Here is a 20,378-nt window from a genome sequence, read left to right on the forward strand (position 1 = left end):
CGGCAACCTTCCGGCATCCACTCGTTTCGATGACGACACGAAAGCAGAACGACATGGCCGACACCGTGGCCCGCCTGGCGGGCACCACGAGACCGCGGGCGACCGCCACGACGCGTCGCGGGCTGACCTCGTGGCAGGACCGCCTCGCCGGCGTGATCATGGCGGGGCCGGCCCTCATCGTGTTCATCGCGATGTTCCTGATCCCGATGCTGCTGGCCGTGGTGCTGAGCTTCACGGACTGGAACGGCTACAGCCTGCACTTCGACTTCATCGGGCTCGACAACTACGCGAAGGCGTTCAAGAACCCCCGGACGATCGACGCCGCGGCCTTCACCGCCGTCATCGCGGTGGCCGGCACGATCCTCTGCAACGGCATCGGGCTCGGCGTCGCCGCCCTCATCGCCGGCAACACGCGCACCAACACGGTGCTGCGCACGATCTTCTTCTACCCGTACATCATCAGCGCGCTGATCATCGGGTTCCTCTGGTCGGCGATCCTCTCGCCGCAAGGCGCGGTCAACTCGCTCCTCACGCAGTTCGGCGTGAGCCCCCTCCCCTTCCTCACCGACGTGACCTTCGCCAAGGTGAGCGTGATCGCCACCATCGTGTGGTCGCACTTCGGGTTCAACATGATCCTGTACCTCGCCGGCATCAAGTCGGTGCCCGCCGAGTACTACGAGGCGGCGACGGTGGACGGGGCATCCCGCTGGCAGCAGTTCAAGAGCATCACGGTGCCCCTCATCGCGCCTGTGGTGACCGTCAACCTGGTGCTCACCCTCGTCGGCCTGCTGAAGGCGTACGACATCATCCTGGCCTTGACCGACGGCGGCCCCGCCGCCTCGACGCAGACCATCGTCTACCAGATCCTCCGTGACTCGTTCGCGCACGCGAACCTCGGGTTCGGTGCGGCGCAGTCGATCGTGCTGCTCGTCGTGACCGCGGTCATCGGCCTCGCCGTGACCTTCGCCCGCCGCGGCGCCGACCAGAAGGCGAGCGAATCATGACCATCTCGACAGAGACCACCGGCCCCAGCATCGCGGGCGAGGTCTACCTCGCCGACGTGCGGCGCAAGCCCCAGCGCGTCCGCCGCCGCCGCGGCCCCGGCGCCGCCTCCGAGCGCACCCCGCTCGCGGTGTCGATCGTCAAATGGGTGCTGCTGAGCCTGCTCGCCCTGGTCATGCTCGTGCCGATGTACATCCTGCTCATCAGCGCGTTCAAGCCGCAGGCCGACATCGTGCTGCATCCGCTGCTGATCACGCCCGACATGTTCACGTTCGACTACCTGTGGAACGCGATCACGAGCGAGAAGTTCAACGTCGTCGGCGCCTACGGCATCACGCTGCTGTTCGTCGCGCTCGTCAACTTCTTCTGCATCGTGCTGTCGGCCCCGGTCGCCTACGTCATCGCCCGCGGCCGCACCCGCTGGCACGTGGCGCTGCTCGTGGTGTTCGTGTCGGGCCTGTTCATCCCCGGCCAGGTGACGCTGATCCCGGTCGTGTTCGTGCTGCGGGTGCTGGGCCTCATCAACACGATCCCCGGCTTCATCCTGTTCGAGACCGCGGCGACGCTGCCGGTGACGATCTTCCTGTTCGCCGCCTACCTGCGCACCGTGCCCCGTGACATCGACGAGGCAGCTGCGCTCGACGGTGCCAGCCGCATGCGAGCGTTCTGGTCCTGCATCTTCCCGATCATGCGGCCCGTGGTCGCGACGATCATCGTGCTCAACTCCATCGGCGTGTGGAACGACTTCGTCAGCCCGCAGATCATCCTCGGACCCGGTTCGGGCGTCTACACGGTCACCACGGGTGTGTACGCGGCGGTCGGCGAGTACTCCACCGACTACACCGTGCTCTTCCCGACGCTGCTGCTCGCGATCGCACCGGCCGTCATCTTCTTCATCGTCATGCAGCGGCACATCATCGGCGGTCTTGCCGCCGGGGCGACGAAGGGCTGACGGATGCCGGAGCCCATTCCCACTCGTCCGCTCACGGCGATCCCCGCCTGGGCCGTGCTGCAGCGCCGCCTGTTCGACGAGATCGAAGACGCGTGGCGTCTGTTCTCCGAGACCTTCACACGCCCCGACGGCTCGCTGAGGTTCGACGCGGTCTTCGAGGACCGCGACGGCGTCGACGACCTGTACGAGCCGTTCTTCAACTGGCCGGCGTTCTACCTCCTCGGCGGCAGCGACGAGGTGCTCGCGGCGGCCAAGCGCCACTGGGAGGGCGTGACCGCGCAGCTCGCCGCGGCCGGCATGGTCACCGGCGAATACGAGAACGGGTACGACTGGTTCCACCAGGGCGAGTCGCTCATCTTCTTCTATGCGCTGTGCGCGGCCGACCCGGCCGATCCCGTGTTCGCCGAGCGCGCCCGCCGGTTCGCGCAGCTGTATGTGGATGCCGCGAACGGCAACTACGACGGCATCCACAACATCATCACCGCGCCCCACAACGGCGCCCTCGGCCCGCGACCGGGCTTGAGCGATGCGCCCGAGCCGTACTCGGCCGACCGGCGCGAGATGCGCCCGTACGGACTGCCGCTGGAGTACGTGCCGGGCGTCGACGAGTGGGACGACCTGGCCGACCCGGCGCTCGCGACCGCGATGGGCCAGGCGATGCACCGCGCCGCCGCGGGCGATGTCGCGGTGAACCTCGCCGCCACGAGCCTCGTCGCCAACCGCTGGCTGTACGACGGCGACGAGCCGTCGGCCCGATGGCTGCGCACCTACGTGGACGGCTGGCGTGAGCGTGCCGCCGCGAACGGCGGGCTGGTGCCCGACAACGTGTCGCCCGACGGCGTCGTCGGCGGCCTGCACGACGGGCGCTGGCACGGCGGCCACTACGGCTGGACGTGGCCGCACGGGCTCCCCTCGGTGGGCATGGCGACGGTCATCGCCGGCATCAACGAGGCCTTCGTCACCGGAGACGACGCCGCGCTCGACATGGCGCGCACCGTCCTCGACACGGTGCTCGACCACGCGATCGTCGCCCCGATCGCCGAGACGCCGTTCAGTCTGCGGGGCGGCTGGCTCGCGCGGTGGGGAGCGGATGCCGCCACCCCCGCGCTGCTGGTCCCCCACCGGTTCGGACGCCACGGCTGGTTCGACTACGGCCCGATGCCGCTCGAGCTGCCGCTGTGGCTGTGGTGGTGGTCGCGCCGTGACGACGACCTCGCCCGCCTGCGCCGCGCGACCCTGGGACTGCCGCCGATGGCCGACCCGGTCAAGCCGTTCCGCGACAAGGCCGAGGCGGGGCACGAGGCGCCGTGGCTCGCGTACCTCGACGGCGAGCTTCCCGACTACCCCGAGCGTGCGCTGGAGATGGCGTTGGGACAGGTGGCGCGTCGCGTCGCGCTGATGCAGGGCGCCCCGAAGGATCCGGATGCCGCACACCTGCACTTCTGGCAGCGCGTGAACCCGGTCGTCACCGAGGTGCTGAGCCAGCTGGTCTCGGGTACGCCCCAGGTGCTCTACAACGGCGGGCTGCCGTTCGCGGCCGTCGTGTACGACGACGCGGACGCCCGTCGTCCAGGCCTGCCGCGCGACGTGGCGGCGCTGGTGTCGCGCCTCGACGGCGACGACATCGACCTCTCACTCGTGAACACGTCGACCACCCGTGCTCGCCGCGTGACGGTGCGGGCCTCGCGGTTCGGCGAGCGGCGCATCGCGTCGTTCACCACGCACACCGAGGCTGACGCCGTCTATCCCGGCCGCAGCACCGCGTACGCCTCGACGCCCGGACACCCGGTCGCGGTGACGCGCGAGGTCTCGCCGGGCGATGACGCGATCGAGATCGTGCTGCCGCCCGCGCACCGCGCCGACCTGACCCTGCACACGGTGACCTCGGGCGTGACGCCGCGGCACCGGCGTGCAGCATCCACTCTTCCCCTGTCTGTCCCCCTCGAAGGAGTGACCCATGTCTGACACCGCCGCCCCGTTCCCGCGCCCCGAGTTCGAGCTGCCGGTGCGTGGCGACGCGTACCGCCGCGCCGATCCGCAGACCCTGCGCGAGCTGGAGCGCGTGTCGTCGGCCACCGCATGCGCCAAACTGCATGGCATGGGAATCACCCGTTCGTTCGTCGAGGGCCCGCGGCCCCTCGCCGAAGGGCAGCGTGTCGTCGGCTCGGCGATCACGCTGCAGTTCATGCCGCAGCGTGAAGACCTCGCGTCCGGTCACGGCCAGGAGTATGTCGAGCGGCACACCGCCCTGTGGCACGTGCTCGAAGAGGTGAAGCCCGGCGACGTGCTGGTGATCCAGGCGTTCGGCAGCAGGTACTCGGGCTGCATCGGCGACATCCTGGCGCGCTACTTCGTGAAGAAGGGCGGCGTGGGCATCGTGGTGGACGGGCGCATCCGCGACTCCGACCGCATCAAGGAGCTCGGCCTGCCGGTGTGGTCGACCGGGACGACGCCGCACTACGCCTCGCAGACCGAGCTGTTCCCGTGGGCCTACGACGTGCCGGTCGCCGTCGGCGGCGCCCTGTGCATGCCCGGCGACGTCGTGATCGCCGACGGCGACGGCCCCGTCATCGTGCCGCAGGCCATGGCCGGCGCCGTGCTCGAGTCCGCCGCCGACCACGAGGACTGGGAGGCCTTCAGCCGCCGCCGCCTCGACGAGGGCGCGCGCCTGAGCGACTACTACCCCCTGACGCCCGACTCGCGTGAGGAGTACGAGCTGTGGCGTTCCGCGCAGGCCTTCGCCCGCTGACCCCGACGCCGGGCGCCTCCGACACGTTCGGTCTCGGCTGCGCGCCCATCGGCAACCTCTTCACCGCGGTCGCCGATGCCGACGCCGACGCGACAGTCGCTGCGGCGCTGGACGCCGGCATCCGGTTCTTCGACACAGCGCCGCACTACGGTGCGGGGGCCAGCGAGGCACGGCTCGGGCGTGCGCTGGCCGGCGTCTCCCGGGACTCGGTCGCGATCGCGACGAAGGTCGGTCGAAAGATCGTGGATGCCGGCGGCGACGGCGTGCCGTCGGGCGCTGTCGGCACCGACACCGTCGCCGACCTGTCGCGCGACGGCGTGCTGCGCAGTCTCGAGGGGAGCCTTGCGCGACTGGGCACGGACCGGATCGACCTGCTCTACCTGCACGATCCGATGGACGTGGACGAGGCGCTGCGCTCGGCGATGCCTGCGCTCGCGCAGCTGCGAGACGAAGGCGTCGTGCGGGCGATCGGTGTCGGCATGGTGTGGCCCGACCCGCTGGCCCGCTTCGTGCGCGAGGCCGACATCGACGTGGTGATGATCGCCGGCCGCACGACCCTGCTCGATCATCGCGGCGAGGTCGAGCTGCTGCCCGCTGCCCGGGAGCGCGGGGTGGGGGTCGTGGCGGCCGGGGTGTTCAACTCGGGCATCCTCGCCGACCCCGAGAACACCCCGTACTTCGACTACCGCGAGGCCTCCCCCGAGCAGCGCACGCGGGCGTTCGCACTCGCCGCACTCGCCGAGTCGCACCGGCTGCCGCTGCGGCACGTCGCAGCTCGGTACCCGCTGCGGCTGCCGGCGGTCGAAGCGGTCGTGGTGGGCGCGCGCACCGCCGCCGAGGTGCAGGACTTCGCGCTGGCCGAGCACGCCGAGATCCCCGACGAGCTGTGGACCGAGATCGAGCATCTGTGACCGTCGTCGACGCCCACATCCACCTGTGGGACCTGTCGCACTTCTCGCTGTCGTGGTTCCGCCACGACCTGGGGTTGCCGAGGGCCGCGTCGCCCGCGGACTTTCGGGCGGCTGCGTCCGGCCCGCTCGTTGAGCGAGCGGAGCGAGACGAAACGCCGCAGGCCGACCTCGGTCCCGGCCCCGTGTCCGCCACCGCCGTACAGGCCGGCGACACTCTCGCCGAGATGCGCTGGCTGCGGCAGATCGCCGCGGTCGACCCCGTCGTGCGCTCGGTCGTGCTGCAGTACGCACCTGGTCCCGAGGGGTGGGCCGGTCTTGCGACGCCGGTGCTGAACGACCGGGTGCGCGGCATCCGTGTGGCAACGCCCGGAGGGGCCGGCGATCTTTCCGACGTGCCCGGGCTCGACGCGCTGTGCGAGGGGGCAGCCGCGTCTGGCCGGGTGATCGAGTGGCTGGTGCGTCCGGAGCAGCTCGACGCCGTCGCACAGGTCGCGGTGCGGCATCCGCACACCACGTTCGTGCTCTGTCATCTGGGTCTCGGAGCTGCCGATCCCACGCCCGGGTGGCGGGACGCGCTTCAGCGCGTGGCCGCCGCCCCCAACGCCGCCGCGAAGTTCTCGGGCCTGATGACCGGTGCCGACGATCCCGGCCGTCTCGAAGCGCTCGCCACGACGGCGTACGACGCCTTCGGCGCCGAACGACTGATGTTCGGCAGCGACTGGCCGATGTCGTCGCGGGTCGCGTCCTATCGGCAGCTTGTCGATCGCGTCGAGCGTGCGTGGGGCAGCCGTCCTGACGGGTTCTGGGGGCCCGTGTTCGCACGGTCGTACGGCCTCTGACTCCGGCCGGAATCACCGTTCGACCCGTGGCCGCGAAGGCCCGGGCCGGGTGCGACGGGGCTGCTCTGAGCCGTCGCGTCAGGCGTCGCCCGTGCGACCCGCTCTGCGCCGCTCGAGGCGCCAGTGGATCTCGTGAGTGGTCGGATGCCGCCACTCGTGGATCCGGTACTCGAAGCCGGGCAGCAGCACGATCGGGATCGGATCGGGTGAGGCCGGGGCGACCGCGCCGACGACGATCCTCGCGTCGGTCGGAATGAACGGGGACTGCGCGGGGACCGGCGCCGTGATGATCTCTACCGGGTCCTGGTACGGACGAGCCATAGGCGAACCTTAGCACGCGCAGTGAGACGACTGAGAGCCCACTTAGAGCATCTTTTCGAACGTCATAGGGCGCTAATAGAGTCGCATTAAGCGCCGAGATCGACGGGCCCGAACCCGAGCAGGATCCGTGATCCGGCGTCGAGCGGTCGCCAGGCCGCTGTCGCTCTGCACATCGAGCTGTCGCGGTGCTCTTCGGCGCGTGGTCGCCGATCGCCGCCGACACCGGGGTGCGGACACAGCGGAACGGGCGCTGACCGTGCGGGCTGCCTCTTGTCTCTGGGGGCTGGGGGAGAGACAAGAGGCAGCTCAGGTCGGAGCCGCACGGCTCGCCACGGGAGGGGAGGCCCGTGGCGAGCGGGGCGGGCTGCTCAGCCCACATCGCGGAAGGAATCACATGTCCGAAACGACCACAGCGGGCGCACCGGCCGGCTGGTATCCCGGCGGCTGCGGCGGTCGCGAGCGCTATTGGGACGGTGTCCGGTGGACCGGCATGGTCCGCGACGCCGGCAGCGGGGCAGTGCCCTGCCGGTCGCCCCAAGCCGGCACCGTTACTGCGTCGGCCGCCGGCTCACACGTCGAGCAGCCCATCAAGCGGCCCTGGTACAGCGATCACTGATCGCGGTTCCGCTCGGCCTCGTCGCCGCTGTCATGGCTTTCCTCCTGCTCGTGCGTTCCTCAGGTGGACGACGCAGCTCTAGCCGTCAGGTCAGGTGCGGAGCCAGGCCGCCCGCGACATGCATCCATCATGCCCACCGTCGGGCAGGGATATGGTCTGGTCATGGAACCGCGCGCGCTCGTGCAGGCCTGGGTCGAGGCCTTCAACCAGTCCGATGTGGACACGCTTGCAGACCTCTACGCCGAGGACGCCGTGAATGACCAGGTGGCGCTGGAGCCCGTGGCCGGGCGGGACAGCATCCGGCGGATGTTCGCCACCGACTTCAAGCGCACCGCGCTGGTCTGCATCGTCGAGAACCTCTTCGAGGACGGCGAGTGGGCGATCCTGGAGTGGCGCGATCCGCAGGGGCGCCGAGGATGCGGGTTCTTCCATGTCGTCGACGGGCGGATCGTCATGCAACGCGGCTACTGGGATCGCTTGACCTTCGAGCCCTGATGGCACCACGGCGGTCGCACGAGCTGTCGTCGACGAGACTCGTCTGTGGCCCCGATCGCAAAGGAACCCCATGATCACCGTCCACCTTCGCTACGAGATCGACCCCGACAAGCTCGACGAGTTCACCGAGTACGGCCGCACCTGGATCCGGCTCGTCAACAGGCTCGGGGGCACGCACCACGGCTACTTCATGCCCAGCGAGGGCGACAGCGACGAGGCGTTCGCCCTGTTCACGTTCCCGTCGCTGGCCGAGTACGAGGTCTACCGAAACGCGTCGAAGACCGACCCGGAGTGCCAGGAGGCGTTCGAGCTCGCGCGGCGCACGGGGTGCATCCGCCGGTACGAGCGGCGCTTCCTCGCCCCGGTGTTCTCCTGAGCGGTCGCGAGGCCGGGCGTTGCGCGTCGAGTTACGATGTGGCTCGGCATCGGCATCCAGGAGGACATCATCGAAACCGACTACTTCGCCGGGGATGACCGGACCAACTACGAGCGGATGCTCGCAGGCGACTTCTACATCGCCGACGACCCCGACATCGAGGTCGCTGTGCTTCGGGCGGTGCGCCTCGTGCGCGAGTACGAGCAGGCTGTGGTCGCCGACGACGGGACGGCACCGGAGATCCTTGCGGACCTCGTCGGAACCCTCGGCGAAGGCGTGTGGCTCAAGCCGCCGCTGTTCGTCGACCTCGGCCGGAACATCCACATCGGTGCGCGCACGTTCATCAACTCGAACCTGACGGCGCTCGACGTTGCGGCGATCAGGATCGGCGAGGACTGCCAGATCGGCCCGAACGTGCAGCTGCTCACGCCGACCCACCCCATCGATGCCCAGCGTCGCCGCGACAAGCTCGAAGCCGCGGAACCGATCACGATCGGCGACAACGTGTGGCTGGGTGGCGGCGTCATCGTGTGCCCCGGGGTGACGATCGGCGACAACACCGTCGTGGGAGCCGGCGCCGTCGTGACGCGGGACCTTCCCGCCAACGTGCTGGCCGTCGGCAATCCCGCGAGGGTGATCCGCGAATTCGACTGACCCCCGGTGGGCGCCATACGGCGCCGCCCGCCAGAGCCCGCGGTCGGCTCGTCGCCGAGCGTCAGCGGAGGAGCTTGACGGCGCTCCGCACCGCGGACACGCTGGCGATGGCAGCCGCCACGCTCATGACGATCGGGGTGATGGCGATCACCAAGGCGATCGAGTTGGGTTTGAAGACAGTCCCGCTCGGACCCGGGACGTAGGCGCCGATAGGCAGCGCGATGCCCCCGCCGCCTCCGCCCGCTCCCTCCCCTTTGCCCTGGGGCAGCTTCTCAGTGGGAGGTGTCTCGCCGGACCCCTCCCCGGCGCCGAACCCGAATGCGACGATCGCGACGGGCACGATGTCCTGCCCGCCGACCGTCGACTTCTCTCCGTACGCGATGCGGGCGCCCCACGACGGGACCGCCCCGGCGAGCTTCTCGACCAGTCTCTCCGCCATGCAGCGACCATATCCCTCAGCCCACCGCAGGACCAGAGCCTGCCCGGGGTCACTGTGAGCGACGACCGCGGCGCTCACGCGAATCCGTGGCCGCCGGCACCCCGACTCAAGGCCGGCCAGCGCAAGCCAGAACGCGGCCCACGCAGTCGGGTTCGATCGGCGCGGGCCCAGACGACGACGTCCAGCGGGGCGTCGGCGTCCGAGCCCCAATGGGCGAAGTACAGCTTGTCCGGAGGGAGGAAATACGCGTGATCGCACGCTGCTTGAGCCTCCGGCACCGCGCCCATGGCAGCGGTGATGCGGGACGGGCGGCGCCGGGCCGCCGGCATCCCGGATCACTCGATCCAGAGCACCACGCCGGTCATGCCGGTGAGCACGGCCGCCGCACCCGCACGGATCGCCGCGTCGCTGCGCTCCGGCGTGAACGAGGACTCGTCGAAGTGGGTGGCCGAACCCAGGCCCTCGCCCCGGAACCCGGCGCCGGTCCAGTCGACCGCCGTGACGTTGTAGGTGGGTTCGGCCAGTTCCGCGCCGAGGACGAGGAACGACACGTCGAGGTGGTTCGGCGTGACCATCGCGAGAGCGTCGACGAGCGCCTCGCCGGTACTGACGATGAGGTCGGGCTTCATGTCCATCGCATCGACGATCGCCCGGATCGCGCCCGAGTCCTCGGCGACGACCGTCCGCAGCGACACCTGCTCCTCGGACGCCCAGTCCTCGACGGCGGCGTTGAGCACCTCGGTGGTGGCATCCGAACCGCTCGTGAGCAGCACGACGCGATAGCCGGCCGACGGCGAGACGCCCTGCCACGAGCCGTCGGCGGGCACCACCGTGGCCTCGGGCGAAGGTGCCGTCGCGGGCATGAAGCCCGCCGCGGGCGTGCCGACGACCGTCGGCGCGGCGCGAGGAGCGCTCCAGTCGTCGGTGGCGCAGCCGGTCAGCGAGAGCAGAAGCACGGCAGCGGCGGTCGCTGAAAGGGCGCGGAGAAGCACAGTCGTCCTAGCGGATGGATGGAGGGATGCTTCCAGCATGCGCGACGGCGCCGACCGGGATCCCCCACGGGCGCCCCCGTTCGCACATTGTTCGCTTTCCGGGCGTCGGGAGTTCATACACGCGGACGTGGACCGTCACGTGTGGTCACGAGGCTCGTCTGTCGGAGCCGGGGCGACCCGGCGCCGCTTCCCCCACGCAATTCAATAAGGAACGGAAGACACATGCTCTCGGTAGCAACCCCCCGGCCCGGCGGTCGCGCGGCCCTGTGGCTCTCAGCCGCAGCGGTCAGTGCGGCACTGGCGTTCAGCGGCGCACTCGTCGCACCCGCCGGTGCCCACGCGGCCACCACCGCTTCGTACACCGGCATCGTGCTCGGCGTCGGCGCGGACGAAGCTCAGCGCACGGTCAGCTGGTACACCTCGGCAGACAGCGCGCAGGTCGTGCAGGTCGCCCCCACGTCGGCGCTCGTCGGCGGTGAGTTCGTCGCCTCGGTGACGACCTTTTCGGCGACCGGAACCGCCAACATCGCGTCCAGCGGCGGCTTCAACCGTCACGCGACCATCTCGGGCCTGCAGGAGAACACGCAGTACTCCTACCGCGTCGGCTCGAACGGCAACTGGTCCGCCACCTACTCGTTCCAGACGCAGTCGTTCGAGGGCGACTTCGACTTCCTGTTCTTCGGCGACCCGCAGATCGGCGCCTCGGGCAACGTGGCGAACGACCAGGCCGGCTGGGTCGACACGATGAACGTCGCGCTGAACGCCAACCCGAACGCCGAGCTGCTCGTGTCGGGCGGCGACCAGGTCGAGACGGCCAACACCGAGACGCAGTGGGACGCGTTCCTCGCGCCCGAGCAGCTGCGCTCGTACCCGTGGGCCGCGACCATCGGCAACCACGACGTGGGCGGCAAGGCGTACGAGCAGCACTTCTACACGCCCAACACCGACTACTCGGCGGACTACTACCGTTCGGGCAACACCGCCACCGAGTCCGGCGGCGACTACTGGTACATCTACAAGGACGTGCTGTTCATCGACCTGAACAGCAACAGCTACAACGACGCGACCGGCGGCGGCGACGAAGCGCACGTGCAGTACGTGACGGATGTCGTCAACGCCCACGGCGCCGAGGCGAAGTACACCGTCCTCGTCTACCACCACTCGATCTACTCGGCCGCTTCGCACGCGAAGGACGCCGACAACAAGGTGCGTCGCGTCGACTTCCCGACGACGTTCTCGCAGCTCGGCGTCGACCTCGTGCTGCAGGGCCACGACCACGTCTACACCCGCAGCTACGAGATCAAGGACGGCCAGAAGGCCAATGCCGACGAGCAGCCGGGCGCGAACGACGTGTTCGTCGGTGAGGGCGGCGTCATCTACATGACGGCCAACTCGGCGTCGGGATCGAAGTACTACGACATCACGGCGCCCGACAACAGCGGCACGAGCGGTGCGGGGAACGGCGCCGACCCGCTGAACCCGGGCAGCTACTGGTACAACTCGGTCCAGAGCCAGGAGAAGACCCGCAGCTACGTCAAGGTGCAGGTCAAGGCTGACGAGCTCGTCGTCGAGGGCATCCGCTCGCAGGCGTCGGCGAACGGCGGGGTCGAGTCCAAGATCGACTCGGTGACCATCCACCCGCACCACGCCGACGGCGGCGAGGACCTTCAGGTCATCGTCCCGACCGCGGCTCCGGGCGAGTTCGGCTGGACCATCGACGGTGAGAACGGCCTCGTCGACCTCGGCACCGCCGAGGAGAAGGACGGCTACTTCGAGGCGTCGGGCGAGATCAACCCGATCTCGGTGTCGGACACCCGCTCGTCGCTCGCGCCCTGGTCGATCACCTCGGTGCTCGGCGACTTCGCCGACGGCAAGAAGACGTTCTCGGGCAGCTACCTCGGCTGGTCCCCGAAGGTCGTCACGCCGGGTGCCGGCGCGGTCGCGGGCGCTGCTGTCGCCTCGGGCTTCGACGGGGGCGCCGGTCTGTCGGTGACCCGCGTGCTCGGTGCGGCCGTCCAGGGCCACGACAAGGGTGAAGCGCTGCTCGGCGCCGACCTCGACCTGAAGCTGCCGACCGAGACCCAGACCGGCAGCTACCGCGCGACGCTGACGATCACGGCCCTCGCCGGCTGATCAGCGTCATCGCACCCGCGTCCGTGGGAGAGGGCTTCGGCTCTCTCCCACGGACCGTCCCGTTTCCGCTCCACCTCGAAAGTCCCCCGTGAACGCACGCCCCTCCTCTCCCCGACTGCGTCACCGTGTCCGCGCTCTGTGCGCAGCCGTCGCCGTCGCTCTCGCCATCGCCCTTCCGGCTGCGCCGGCTCTGGCCGCCGACTCCGACACCGATGCGGATGCGGTCAACTGGACGGTCCGCACCGAGTCCAACAACTTCGGCGCCGACCGCACGAACTACGGCTACACGATCGATCCGGGCGGCTCCGTCGCGGACGGCATCGTCGTCGCCAATCACGGGCAGGAGCCCGTCGAGCTCAAGGTCTACGCCGCGGACGGCTTCACATCCGAGGACGGCGCCCTCTCGCTCGTCGTCGCCGGCGAGGAGTCGAAGGCCGTCGGCGCCTGGATCACCCCGGACCAGGAGTCCGTCACGCTCGCCGCGGGCGCGTCGGCCAGCATCCCGTTCACGGTCAGCATCCCCGACAACGCGACGCCCGGCGACTACGCCGGCGGCATCGTCACCTCGCTGACTGTGCCTGACGCCGCGACCGGCGTGAACGTCGACCGCCGGCTCGGCATCCGCGTCAACCTGCGCGTCGGCGGCGAGCTGGCGCCGGCACTCGCGGTCGAAGGCCTGTCCGTCTCGTGGAACGGCGGCCTGAACCCGTTCGCGGGCGGCGACGCCACCGTCACCTACACACTGCACAACACCGGCAACGCGGCGGTCTCGGCCGAGCCCGCCTCGACGGTGGGCGGTGTCTTCGGTCTGCTTGTCACCGACGCCCCGGCGGTCGCCGCGGTCCCCGAGCTGCTGCCGGGCGAGAGCTTGACCCAGACGGTCGTGGTCCCGAACGTCCCGCCGCTGTTCGCGCTGCTCGCGTCGACCACGGTGACGCCTGTGGTGATGGATGCCGCCGGCTCCCGCTCACCGATCACCGAGGTGTCGGCGACGGGCGTCGGCGTCGCCGTGCCGTGGATGTTGCTGATCATCCTCGCCCTCATCGCTGCGGCGATCGTGCTGGTGCTCCGCCGACGCGGACGGAGCAAGGCCGAGGCGCAGCAGCGCGAGGACGCACGCGTCACCGAGGCCGTCGAGAAGGCCCTCGAAGAGGAGCGGGCGAAGGCCCCGGTCGGCGCGAACGACTGACCTTCACCGCACGCGAGCGCCCCGACCGGCTGACCGGTCGGGGCTCTTTCGTGTCGCTCCACAGCGCCAGGCGACCTTGCACCGGCGAGACGAGGGAGTCCGCGCGACTCAGGGGGCGTCGCCCTCGGTCTCGGGTCGAGTCCCTTGTTTCGCCGAACCGGGGATATCCGCGCCGAGACCGAGGATTCCGGCAGCCGGGCGGGTCGAAGCTGACCCTACGCGGGCGTGCGCTCCGACGACGCCTCGTGCTCGAGGACGTCGACGTCAGCAGCCGTGGGTTCTGCGGGGGCGAGGGGGGCGGCATCCGCTTCGCCCTGACCGGAGCCGTTGCGCGTGAAGTACCAGAGCACCGCCACCACCGCCACCAAGACGAGGTAGCAGACCACCGGGAAGCGGGCGATGCCGTCGAAGACGGGCTGCAGCACCGTGGTGCCGTCCACGCTGATGGCGATGATCCAGGCCGAGGCGGCGACGATCGCGAGCGCCGCGATCACGTTGCGGAACGGTGTGTACGCGCGCGCGTGCGACAGCCAGATCAGCAGCGGCAGCACGAGCACGGCCGCGCAGAGCTGCGCGAGTTCCACGCCGATGTTGAACCCCAGGATCGCGACGAGCTTCTCGCCGAAGCCCAGGTTGAGGTCGAGGATCGTCGTCGCGAACGCGGTGCCGTGCACGAGCCCGAAGACGCCGGCGATGATCAGCTCGCCGCGGGGCATGAGCGGCTTGATGGCGTGGATCGCGGCCACGACGATCGAGACGGCCACGAGGATCTCGACAGGCTTGGTCGGGAACGAGATGACGCCCAGCGACACCAGCGCCAGCGTGATGAGGTGGCCGGCCGTGAAGGACGTGATGATGAGCGTCGCCCGCAGCACCGCACGGCTGGTCGGGATGGGCTGCGTCCAGCGGAACCCGCGGCGCGAGCGCACGGCCAGCGACGGCGCGACGATCAGCAGCGTCGTGAGGAACAGCAGATGGTCGGTGCCCTCGGCGATGTGCAGCATCCCGAGCCACACGACGGAGAAGAAGCCGTGGAGGGGCGTCTGCTGAGCGCGGTCGAGGGTGATCTCGGTGACACCTCCCCCGAGCACGCCGACGACCTCGGGGTCGCCCTCGGCGACCTGGCCGTTGTTCCAGTCGCTCACGAGCGCCACGTACACCTGGTGCGAGGGGACGACGTCGAGGATGAACCCGTAGTCGAGGGTGATGGCGCCCTCGATCGGCCGGTGGCCGTCGGTGAAGCGGATCGTGGTCTCGATCGAGTCCTCGTCGTTGACCGTGACGAACTCGGGGTCCTCGGTGACCTCCGGTGTGAGCTTCGCCACCTCGTCGCGCATCGTCACGCGGTTGAGGATGAACGTCATGAGGTTGTCGGCGACGGCGTCGAGCTCTGCCTGATCGGTGGCGAGGTCGTAGCCGGTGGCCGCGACGAACCCGGCCTTCTGGATCTGCATCTTCACGTCGACGGCGTCGGACTGCACAGTGACGAACACCCCGGTGCTGCCGACCGGGTGCGCGGACGCGCCGGTCGCGGGCAGCAGCACGAGCAGCGCGGCGAAGACCGCCGCGATGGCGAGGAGAAGAGGGCGCAGGAGACGGGGAACAGCGGGGAGCACCCGCCGACGCTAGTGAACCTGGGGGAACGGCAGGAGAACTGAAGGTGACGCGCGTGGACGCGAGCTCAGCGCGCGTGGCGCAGACGCTCCGCCTCGCGCAGCAGATGCTGCTGCTCCAATGCGCTGGTGGCGCGGCGCGCGGCCTCGGTGTACTCGGCCATGGCGGCATCCGGCTCGCCCGCCCGTTCATGCAGGTACGCGAGCGCGGCGTGGTACCGGGGCACGTCCTCGCCCACGCTCTCGAGGGCCGCGAGCCCCGCGCGCGGGCCGTCCGCCTCCCCGACCGCGACCGCCCGGCCCAGCCGGATGACGGGCGAGTCGCCGAACGCGAGCAGCTCGTCGTACCACTCCACGATCTGCACCCAGTCGGTCTCGGCGGTGGTCGGCGCATCCGCGTGCAGTGCGGCGATCGCGGCCTGCGCCTGGTACTGCCCCAGCCGGTCGCGCGCGAGCGCGGCCTGCAGCACGTCGACCCCCTCGGTGATCGCATCCACGTCCCACCGCGTACGATCCTGCGCGGCGAGCGGGACGAGCCGGCCGTCCACGACCCGTGCCGGCTGCCGCGCGTGGTGCAGCAGCATGAGCGCGAGGAGCCCTGCGACCTCGGGCTCGTCGGTGAGGGCGGCGAGCTGCCGCGTCACCCGGATCGCCTCGGCGGCGATGTCGATCTCGCCCGAGTAGCCCTCGTTGAAGACCAGGTACATCACGCGCATCACGCGCGACAGATCGCCCGGCTGATCGAGCGGGATGCCGGCGAGCCGCTGCTTCGCGCGACTGATGCGCTGCGCCATCGTGGCCTCGGGCACGAGGAAGGCGTCCGCGATCTGCCGGGTCGTGAGGCCGGCGACCGCGCGCAGCGTGAGCGCGGTCGCCGACGTCGGCGTCAGCACCGGATGCGTGCACAGGAAGTAGAGCCCGAGCGTGTCGTCGTGCTGCGGCACCGACCCCGGTTCGGGCTCCAGGGCGAGCTTCTCCTCCCTCGCCGCGCGGGCGGTGTCGGCGCGCACCTGGTCGAGGAACACCCGCCACGCGACCGTGACGAGCCACGCGCGCACATCGCGCACGTCTTCTGCGGGTGGTCGCTCGACGGCCCGCAACAGCGCGGTCTGGACGGCATCCTCGGCCGACGCGAAGTCTGCACCGCGCCGGACGAGGATGCCGACGACCTCGGGGATCGCGCGGCGCAGGGCCGTCGCATCCATGTCATTCCGAGTCTGCGGTGGTGGAGAACATGACCTCGCGCAGCTCGAGCCACTCGCCGAGCGGCCTGCCACCTGCCCAGGGCGCCGCCGACAGCTCTGAGGCGAGCTCCACCGCGCGCTCGTACGAGTCGACGTCGATCATCATCCAGCCCGCGATGAGGTCCTTCGTCTCGGCGAACGGGCCGTCGACGACCGGGGGTCGTCCTTCGCCGTCGAATCGCACCCATGCGCCCCCCATCGACAGGCCCTCCGACGCGAGCAGCTCACCCGAGTCGAAGAGTCGCCGCTCCATGTCCTGCATGTACTGCACGTGCGCGGCCCACTCCTCGGGTGTGAGCTGGTCCATGGGCGTCTCGTTGACGGAGGGACGACCGCCCCGGTAGTGCTTCAGCATCAGATACTTGGCCATGACAGCCTCCCGTTCGGTGCGGCCCATTCTGGCCGCTTCGGATAGGAGACGGAACCGGCCGGTCGATCTCGACATCGGCGGCGAGAAAGATGAAAGATGCGGATGCCGGGGCCGCCGGCATCCGCATCTCGAAGCCCTAGTCCTGCTCGTCGGGCAGGAGCGTCCCTGCCGCGTGCGCATAGAAGAGGCGTGCCGCGCCCTCGGCGTCGCCGCCGTCGAGCGCTTCGAGCAGGCTGCGGTGCCAGTCCGCCGCGACGTGCCAGTCGCCCGGGTAGTCGGGGTCCGCGAGCACGTGGAACGAGCGGAGGCTCGGCTCGATGATGTCCCACATGCGCGGGAGGTAGACATTGCCGCTGGCCTCGACGACCGAGCGGTGGAACGCGAAGTCGAGCTCGCGGAATGCGCCCAGGTCCTTCTCGTCGGCGGCCTCGTGCATCTGCGCGATGAGGGCTTCGAGGTCGGCCCGGGTCTGGGCCGACAGCGTGCCGCACGTCAGGCGGCCGACGATCGACTCCAGCTCGGCGCGCGCGACGCGGGCCTGCGCGACCTCTTCGTCGGTGTAGCTGGTGACGAAGCTGCCCTGGTGACGCACGTGCGTGACGAGACCCTCGTGCACCAGCTGCTTGAGGGCGTCGCGCACCGGCGCCTGGCTGACCTGCAGGCGACGGGCCAGCTGCGACTCGACGAGCTGCTCGCCGGGCTCGAGCGAGCCGTCCTTGATCATCGTCTTGACGAGCTCGTAGATCTGATCCGACAGCAGGCCGCGCTTGAGCTCGGTGACGGAACTGAGCGCATCGGTCATGTGGAACCTACTTTCCCGGGGTCTCGGCCACCGTGCCCAGGTGGGCGGCGAGCCACGCATCGGCGATGATCGCCGATCCCTGCGGCGTCGGGTGCACGCCGTCGGGCACGATCGCGGCGGCGCCGTGCTCGGCGGCCGCGGCGGTGACGGTGTCGTGCAGTTCGACGAGGGTGGCGTCGAACCGTTCGGCCAGACGCCTGACGGCGTCGCGCTTGGGGTTGAGGTCGTCGAGCCACGACACCTGGTCATCGCGCACCGGCACGAAGAACGGCTCGATGAGGAGGATGCGCTCGACGCCGGCATCCTGAGCCGCCTGCAGCAGGCCCGCGACGGTGGCCTCGAAGTCCTCGGCCGACGTCGGGTCGTCGCGGTCGAAGCGGCGCCACATGTCGTTGACGCCGATGTAGACGGTCAGCACGTCGGGTCCGGCGCCGAGGACGTCTTCCCAGCGCGCCTCGAGGTCGACGGCACGGTTGCCCGAGATGCCCTTGTTGACGACGGTCTCGTCGCGCTCGGCGACGGTCTGCGCGATCAGCTGGACGTACCCGTCCCCCAGCGAGGCGACGTCGTCGCGGTCGCGCCCGGAATCGGTGATCGAGTCGCCGGCGAAGACGAGAGTGGTCGTGCGAGGCATCCGTGCGTTCCCATCGTTGGAGCGTGTTCCGTTAGCATAATCGATAATCGCTTGCGTGGTCCCCGTGACCCGCGCCACTCGCCGGAACACCAGAGGCTGTCGCGAACCTATCGCCTGTGGGGTGTCCGGCGCGAGAAATGCGCAGCCCGCGACACGACGCCGCTGGAATACTGACTGCAAGTGGAGACACTGCTGCTCAAACTGCTGCTCGCGCCGACGCTCGTGGTCGCGTCGACCCTCGCGGGCCGCCGCTGGGGCCCGCGGGTCGCGGGTGTCCTGATCGGGCAGCCGGTCGTCGCCGGGCCCATCCTCTTCATCGTGTTCGTGCAGCACGGCGCCGCGTTCACGAGTCGCGCGGCGACGGCATCCCTCACCGGTGTCGCCGTGCTCGCCGCCTTCGCCCTCGTCTACGCGTGGGTCGCGCGCAGCCTGCCGTGGACGCTGACGCTCCTGGCCGGCTGGGCTGTGGTGCTGGGAATGGATGCCGCCACCTCCGCGATCCGGTTCCTCCCGGTCGTGGCGTTCGCGGTCGCGCTGGCGGCCATCGCGACCGCGCGTTCGCTGCTGCCGCGCGCGGCGGATGATCTCGGGATGCCGGCGCCCCCGCCGCGCTGGGACCTGGTCGCCCGTGCTGTCGCGACCGGTGCCCTCGTGATCGCGGTGACCTCGGCCGCGGGCGCACTCGGACCGTTCTGGACCGGCATCCTCGCCCCGTTCCCCATCGGCGTCAGCATCATCGCCGCCTTCGTGCACGCCCAGTCGGGTGCGGCGCACGTGCGCGCGACGCTCGCCGGCGCGCTCACCGGCATGGTCGGCCTGGCGACATTCTGCGTCGTCGTGGCGCTGGCGGTCGTGCCGTGGGGCGGGTACGCGTTCGTGGCAGGGGTGGCCGGAGCGGTGGGTGTGCAGCTGCTCGTCACCGCACTCCCCGCGAACAGGGTGCTCAGCGGTTGAGGTCGTCGGCGTCCCAGGTCAGCGCGGTGTCCTCGCGGATCGGCAGCGCCTCCAGGGCGGGGTGCGCGCACACCGCACGCACGAACGCGTTCGTGCCGGCGACGATCGTCGAGTCCCAGTCCACCTCGGTCGCGATCGCGAACGCGTGGTCTGCGGGCCAGATCCAGCTCGGCGATGCCGTCCACTCCGGCGTGCGGTCGGACCAGGGCACGCGCGCGGCCCACTCCGGGGTCGCGAGTTCTTCCAGGCGTGCGCGGAACAGCACGTGCTCCCGGGCAGGCAGCTCCAGGCGCGCGCCGTTCGCCACGGCGCGCGAGGTCTCGTCCGAGAGTCGTCCGGGGCGCCAGACCGGCTTGCGGAAGACGTTGTTGAACGGATCGGTGACCGAGAACCCGAGCATCCGGCGATGGTGCTCCTCGAGGGCTGCGGCCTCGATCTCTTCACGCAGGGCCGCACCCGATCCCGGCTCCGGCCCATCGCCGGCGAACCACGGTTCCGAGGCTGTCATCGCCGCCGTCGGTGCCGGACCGAACGAACCGACCAGTCCGCCCCACCCCTCCCATACCGCGACGTATGCGTCGCCGGGGGTCGTCGTGTGTTCGGCCGCCAGCGTCGCGAGCACGGCGACGGACTCGGGGTCGAGGCATCCCTCCCGCGGCTCGGAGTAGCGCCAGCCCTCACCGTCGACCGGCTCAGCGTCGCCTGCCTGGAGGTCGCCGCGCACCAGGCGGTGCCACTGCGCGCCGGCGTGCATGGTCGTGCCGAATGCCGTTGCGGCGTCGGCCCAGCGAGCCCGCTCGACGTCGATGCCGTCGTGCAGGATGGCGTCCCACTCGCGGCTGTCCCGCCCGGTCGGCCACGCCCGGCCCACCGGCCGTTCGCGCGTCGCGGGGTGGAACACCCGCGCGTACGCCGCGAACCCGCGGGGCATGATGTCGTGCATCGTCCCCCGCCAGGGCGTGTCGATGCCCTCGCGCAGCCAGTCGCCCGCGGTCGCGTCACCCGTCCACTCCATGCGCACACGCTACCTCCGTGCGCAATTCAGTCTGGCTGCTGCGTGGCTGCCGCCGACCCGCTCAACACCGGCGTGCCT

At 70.4% G+C, this 20,378-nt stretch carries 22 protein-coding genes; 13 read left to right on the forward strand and 9 right to left on the reverse strand.

The annotated features are described in order from the left end of the window. The first annotated feature begins 29 nt into the window (after nt 1–29). From ABEA46_RS00165 to ABEA46_RS00190, 6 genes are read left to right on the forward strand one after another with little or no spacing between them, the layout of a single operon-like run. Nucleotides 30–1,004, forward strand: coding sequence for a carbohydrate ABC transporter permease (locus ABEA46_RS00165; RefSeq protein ID WP_345542292.1), 975 nt, complete (start codon nt 30–32; stop codon nt 1,002–1,004). After that, nucleotides 1,001–1,954 (forward strand): carbohydrate ABC transporter permease, encoded by a 954-nt coding sequence (locus tag ABEA46_RS00170; RefSeq protein ID WP_345542293.1) that lies wholly within the window; start codon nt 1,001–1,003, stop codon nt 1,952–1,954. Before ABEA46_RS00165 ends, ABEA46_RS00170 begins: the two co-directional genes overlap by 4 nt. A 3-nt stretch (nt 1,955–1,957) precedes the next feature. Next, nucleotides 1,958–3,919, forward strand: a complete 1,962-nt coding sequence (locus tag ABEA46_RS00175; protein ID WP_345542294.1) for a DUF8034 domain-containing protein — start codon at nt 1,958–1,960, stop codon at nt 3,917–3,919. Beyond that, complete coding sequence (locus ABEA46_RS00180) at nt 3,912–4,703, forward strand: RraA family protein (protein ID WP_345542295.1); 792 nt, start codon at nt 3,912–3,914, stop codon at nt 4,701–4,703. The genes ABEA46_RS00175 and ABEA46_RS00180 overlap by 8 nt, the downstream gene beginning before the upstream one ends. Beyond that, complete coding sequence (locus tag ABEA46_RS00185; RefSeq protein WP_345542296.1) at nt 4,673–5,614, forward strand: aldo/keto reductase; 942 nt, start codon at nt 4,673–4,675, stop codon at nt 5,612–5,614. Before ABEA46_RS00180 ends, ABEA46_RS00185 begins: the two co-directional genes overlap by 31 nt. Further along, nucleotides 5,611–6,453: an amidohydrolase family protein gene (locus ABEA46_RS00190; protein WP_345542297.1), complete on the forward strand. Its 843-nt coding sequence runs from the start codon at nt 5,611–5,613 to the stop codon at nt 6,451–6,453. The genes ABEA46_RS00185 and ABEA46_RS00190 overlap by 4 nt, the downstream gene beginning before the upstream one ends. A gap of 78 nt (nt 6,454–6,531) precedes the next feature. Here the strand turns inward: ABEA46_RS00190 and ABEA46_RS00195 are convergent, their stop codons facing one another. Then, nucleotides 6,532–6,774 carry a hypothetical protein gene (locus tag ABEA46_RS00195; RefSeq protein WP_345542298.1) on the reverse strand — a complete coding sequence of 81 codons (243 nt, stop codon included), beginning with the start codon at nt 6,772–6,774 and terminating at the stop codon, nt 6,532–6,534. A 394-nt stretch (nt 6,775–7,168) separates the two neighbouring features. Between ABEA46_RS00195 and ABEA46_RS20360 the strand changes: the two genes are divergently transcribed. The 4 genes from ABEA46_RS20360 (at nt 7,169) to ABEA46_RS00210 (ending at nt 8,915) form a co-directional block, all read left to right on the forward strand. Next, nucleotides 7,169–7,390 carry a DUF2510 domain-containing protein gene (locus ABEA46_RS20360; protein ID WP_425563143.1) on the forward strand — a complete coding sequence of 74 codons (222 nt, stop codon included), beginning with the start codon at nt 7,169–7,171 and terminating at the stop codon, nt 7,388–7,390. Between the two features lie 162 nt (nt 7,391–7,552). Continuing rightward, the gene (locus ABEA46_RS00200; RefSeq protein WP_345542299.1) at nt 7,553–7,885 is read left to right on the forward strand and encodes a nuclear transport factor 2 family protein; all 333 of its coding nucleotides are present in this window, start codon (nt 7,553–7,555) and stop codon (nt 7,883–7,885) included. Nucleotides 7,886–7,955: 70 nt separating this feature from the next. Then, nucleotides 7,956–8,261, forward strand: coding sequence for an NIPSNAP family protein (locus tag ABEA46_RS00205; RefSeq protein WP_345542300.1), 306 nt, complete (start codon nt 7,956–7,958; stop codon nt 8,259–8,261). A gap of 69 nt (nt 8,262–8,330) precedes the next feature. After that, nucleotides 8,331–8,915, forward strand: coding sequence for a sugar O-acetyltransferase (locus tag ABEA46_RS00210; protein WP_345542734.1), 585 nt, complete (start codon nt 8,331–8,333; stop codon nt 8,913–8,915). A 61-nt stretch (nt 8,916–8,976) separates the two neighbouring features. Here ABEA46_RS00210 and ABEA46_RS00215 read toward each other — a convergent pair whose 3' ends face one another. Together ABEA46_RS00215 and ABEA46_RS00220 are read right to left on the reverse strand one after the other, a co-directional pair. Further along, the gene (locus ABEA46_RS00215) at nt 8,977–9,354 is read right to left on the reverse strand and encodes a hypothetical protein (RefSeq protein WP_345542302.1); all 378 of its coding nucleotides are present in this window, start codon (nt 9,352–9,354) and stop codon (nt 8,977–8,979) included. A gap of 335 nt (nt 9,355–9,689) precedes the next feature. Further along, nucleotides 9,690–10,310 (reverse strand): type 1 periplasmic-binding domain-containing protein, encoded by a 621-nt coding sequence (locus tag ABEA46_RS00220; RefSeq protein ID WP_345542303.1) that lies wholly within the window; start codon nt 10,308–10,310, stop codon nt 9,690–9,692. 258 nt (nt 10,311–10,568) lie between these two features. Here ABEA46_RS00220 and ABEA46_RS00225 point away from each other — a divergent pair, with 258 nt between their 5' ends. Both ABEA46_RS00225 and ABEA46_RS00230 read left to right on the forward strand, forming a co-directional pair. Next, nucleotides 10,569–12,479 (forward strand): purple acid phosphatase family protein, encoded by a 1,911-nt coding sequence (locus ABEA46_RS00225; RefSeq protein ID WP_345542304.1) that lies wholly within the window; start codon nt 10,569–10,571, stop codon nt 12,477–12,479. 88 nt (nt 12,480–12,567) lie between these two features. Then, on the forward strand, nt 12,568–13,668 hold the full coding sequence (locus ABEA46_RS00230; RefSeq protein WP_345542305.1) for a WxL protein peptidoglycan domain-containing protein: 1,101 nt from the start codon (nt 12,568–12,570) through the stop codon (nt 13,666–13,668). Between the two features lie 215 nt (nt 13,669–13,883). On the opposite strand, the gene ABEA46_RS00235 is transcribed toward ABEA46_RS00230, so the two are convergent. The 5 genes from ABEA46_RS00235 to ABEA46_RS00255 all read right to left on the reverse strand — a co-directional run bounded on the left by ABEA46_RS00235 (nt 13,884) and on the right by ABEA46_RS00255 (nt 18,331). Further along, nucleotides 13,884–15,284 (reverse strand): HupE/UreJ family protein, encoded by a 1,401-nt coding sequence (locus ABEA46_RS00235; RefSeq protein WP_345542306.1) that lies wholly within the window; start codon nt 15,282–15,284, stop codon nt 13,884–13,886. 65 nt (nt 15,285–15,349) lie between these two features. Further along, complete coding sequence (locus tag ABEA46_RS00240; protein ID WP_345542307.1) at nt 15,350–16,486, reverse strand: RNA polymerase sigma factor; 1,137 nt, start codon at nt 16,484–16,486, stop codon at nt 15,350–15,352. Between the two features lies 1 nt (nt 16,487). Further along, nucleotides 16,488–16,895 carry a YciI family protein gene (locus ABEA46_RS00245; protein ID WP_345542308.1) on the reverse strand — a complete coding sequence of 136 codons (408 nt, stop codon included), beginning with the start codon at nt 16,893–16,895 and terminating at the stop codon, nt 16,488–16,490. A gap of 136 nt (nt 16,896–17,031) precedes the next feature. Then, a complete protein-coding gene (locus ABEA46_RS00250) occupies nt 17,032–17,697 on the reverse strand; it encodes a GntR family transcriptional regulator (protein ID WP_345542310.1) in 666 nt (221 codons plus the stop codon). Between the two features lie 7 nt (nt 17,698–17,704). Then, complete coding sequence (locus ABEA46_RS00255; RefSeq protein ID WP_345542311.1) at nt 17,705–18,331, reverse strand: SGNH/GDSL hydrolase family protein; 627 nt, start codon at nt 18,329–18,331, stop codon at nt 17,705–17,707. Between the two features lie 180 nt (nt 18,332–18,511). On the opposite strand from ABEA46_RS00255, the gene ABEA46_RS00260 reads away from it, so the two are divergent. Beyond that, complete coding sequence (locus ABEA46_RS00260; RefSeq protein ID WP_345542312.1) at nt 18,512–19,285, forward strand: hypothetical protein; 774 nt, start codon at nt 18,512–18,514, stop codon at nt 19,283–19,285. Here ABEA46_RS00260 and ABEA46_RS00265 read toward each other — a convergent pair. Beyond that, nucleotides 19,275–20,300, reverse strand: a complete 1,026-nt coding sequence (locus ABEA46_RS00265) for a hypothetical protein (protein WP_345542313.1) — start codon at nt 20,298–20,300, stop codon at nt 19,275–19,277. The two genes, ABEA46_RS00260 and ABEA46_RS00265, sit on opposite strands and share 11 nt — an antisense overlap. Between the last annotated feature and the right edge of the window lie 78 nt (nt 20,301–20,378).

The sequence above is a fragment of the Microbacterium jejuense genome (assembly GCF_039544225.1).
Classification (GTDB): domain Bacteria; phylum Actinomycetota; class Actinomycetes; order Actinomycetales; family Microbacteriaceae; genus Microbacterium; species Microbacterium jejuense.

What these genes read in the sequence shown, in the direction of transcription:
- ABEA46_RS00170 (WP_345542293.1), top strand. Translation starts at nt 1,001, where the DNA reads ATGACCATCTCGACAGAGACCACCGGCCCCAGCATCGCGGGCGAGGTC.
- ABEA46_RS00165 (WP_345542292.1), top strand. Translation starts at nt 30, where the DNA reads ATGACGACACGAAAGCAGAACGACATGGCCGACACCGTGGCCCGCCTG.
- ABEA46_RS00250 (WP_345542310.1), bottom strand. Translation starts at nt 17,697, where the DNA reads ATGACCGATGCGCTCAGTTCCGTCACCGAGCTCAAGCGCGGCCTGCTG.
- ABEA46_RS00215 (WP_345542302.1), bottom strand. Translation starts at nt 9,354, where the DNA reads ATGGCGGAGAGACTGGTCGAGAAGCTCGCCGGGGCGGTCCCGTCGTGG.
- ABEA46_RS00265 (WP_345542313.1), bottom strand. Translation starts at nt 20,300, where the DNA reads ATGGAGTGGACGGGTGACGCGACCGCGGGCGACTGGCTGCGCGAGGGC.
- ABEA46_RS00240 (WP_345542307.1), bottom strand. Translation starts at nt 16,486, where the DNA reads ATGGATGCGACGGCCCTGCGCCGCGCGATCCCCGAGGTCGTCGGCATC.
- ABEA46_RS00225 (WP_345542304.1), top strand. Translation starts at nt 10,569, where the DNA reads ATGCTCTCGGTAGCAACCCCCCGGCCCGGCGGTCGCGCGGCCCTGTGG.
- ABEA46_RS00255 (WP_345542311.1), bottom strand. Translation starts at nt 18,331, where the DNA reads ATGCCTCGCACGACCACTCTCGTCTTCGCCGGCGACTCGATCACCGAT.
- ABEA46_RS00205 (WP_345542300.1), top strand. Translation starts at nt 7,956, where the DNA reads ATGATCACCGTCCACCTTCGCTACGAGATCGACCCCGACAAGCTCGAC.
- ABEA46_RS00195 (WP_345542298.1), bottom strand. Translation starts at nt 6,774, where the DNA reads ATGGCTCGTCCGTACCAGGACCCGGTAGAGATCATCACGGCGCCGGTC.
- ABEA46_RS00180 (WP_345542295.1), top strand. Translation starts at nt 3,912, where the DNA reads ATGTCTGACACCGCCGCCCCGTTCCCGCGCCCCGAGTTCGAGCTGCCG.
- ABEA46_RS00245 (WP_345542308.1), bottom strand. Translation starts at nt 16,895, where the DNA reads ATGGCCAAGTATCTGATGCTGAAGCACTACCGGGGCGGTCGTCCCTCC.
- ABEA46_RS20360 (WP_425563143.1), top strand. Translation starts at nt 7,169, where the DNA reads ATGTCCGAAACGACCACAGCGGGCGCACCGGCCGGCTGGTATCCCGGC.
- ABEA46_RS00200 (WP_345542299.1), top strand. Translation starts at nt 7,553, where the DNA reads ATGGAACCGCGCGCGCTCGTGCAGGCCTGGGTCGAGGCCTTCAACCAG.
- ABEA46_RS00175 (WP_345542294.1), top strand. Translation starts at nt 1,958, where the DNA reads ATGCCGGAGCCCATTCCCACTCGTCCGCTCACGGCGATCCCCGCCTGG.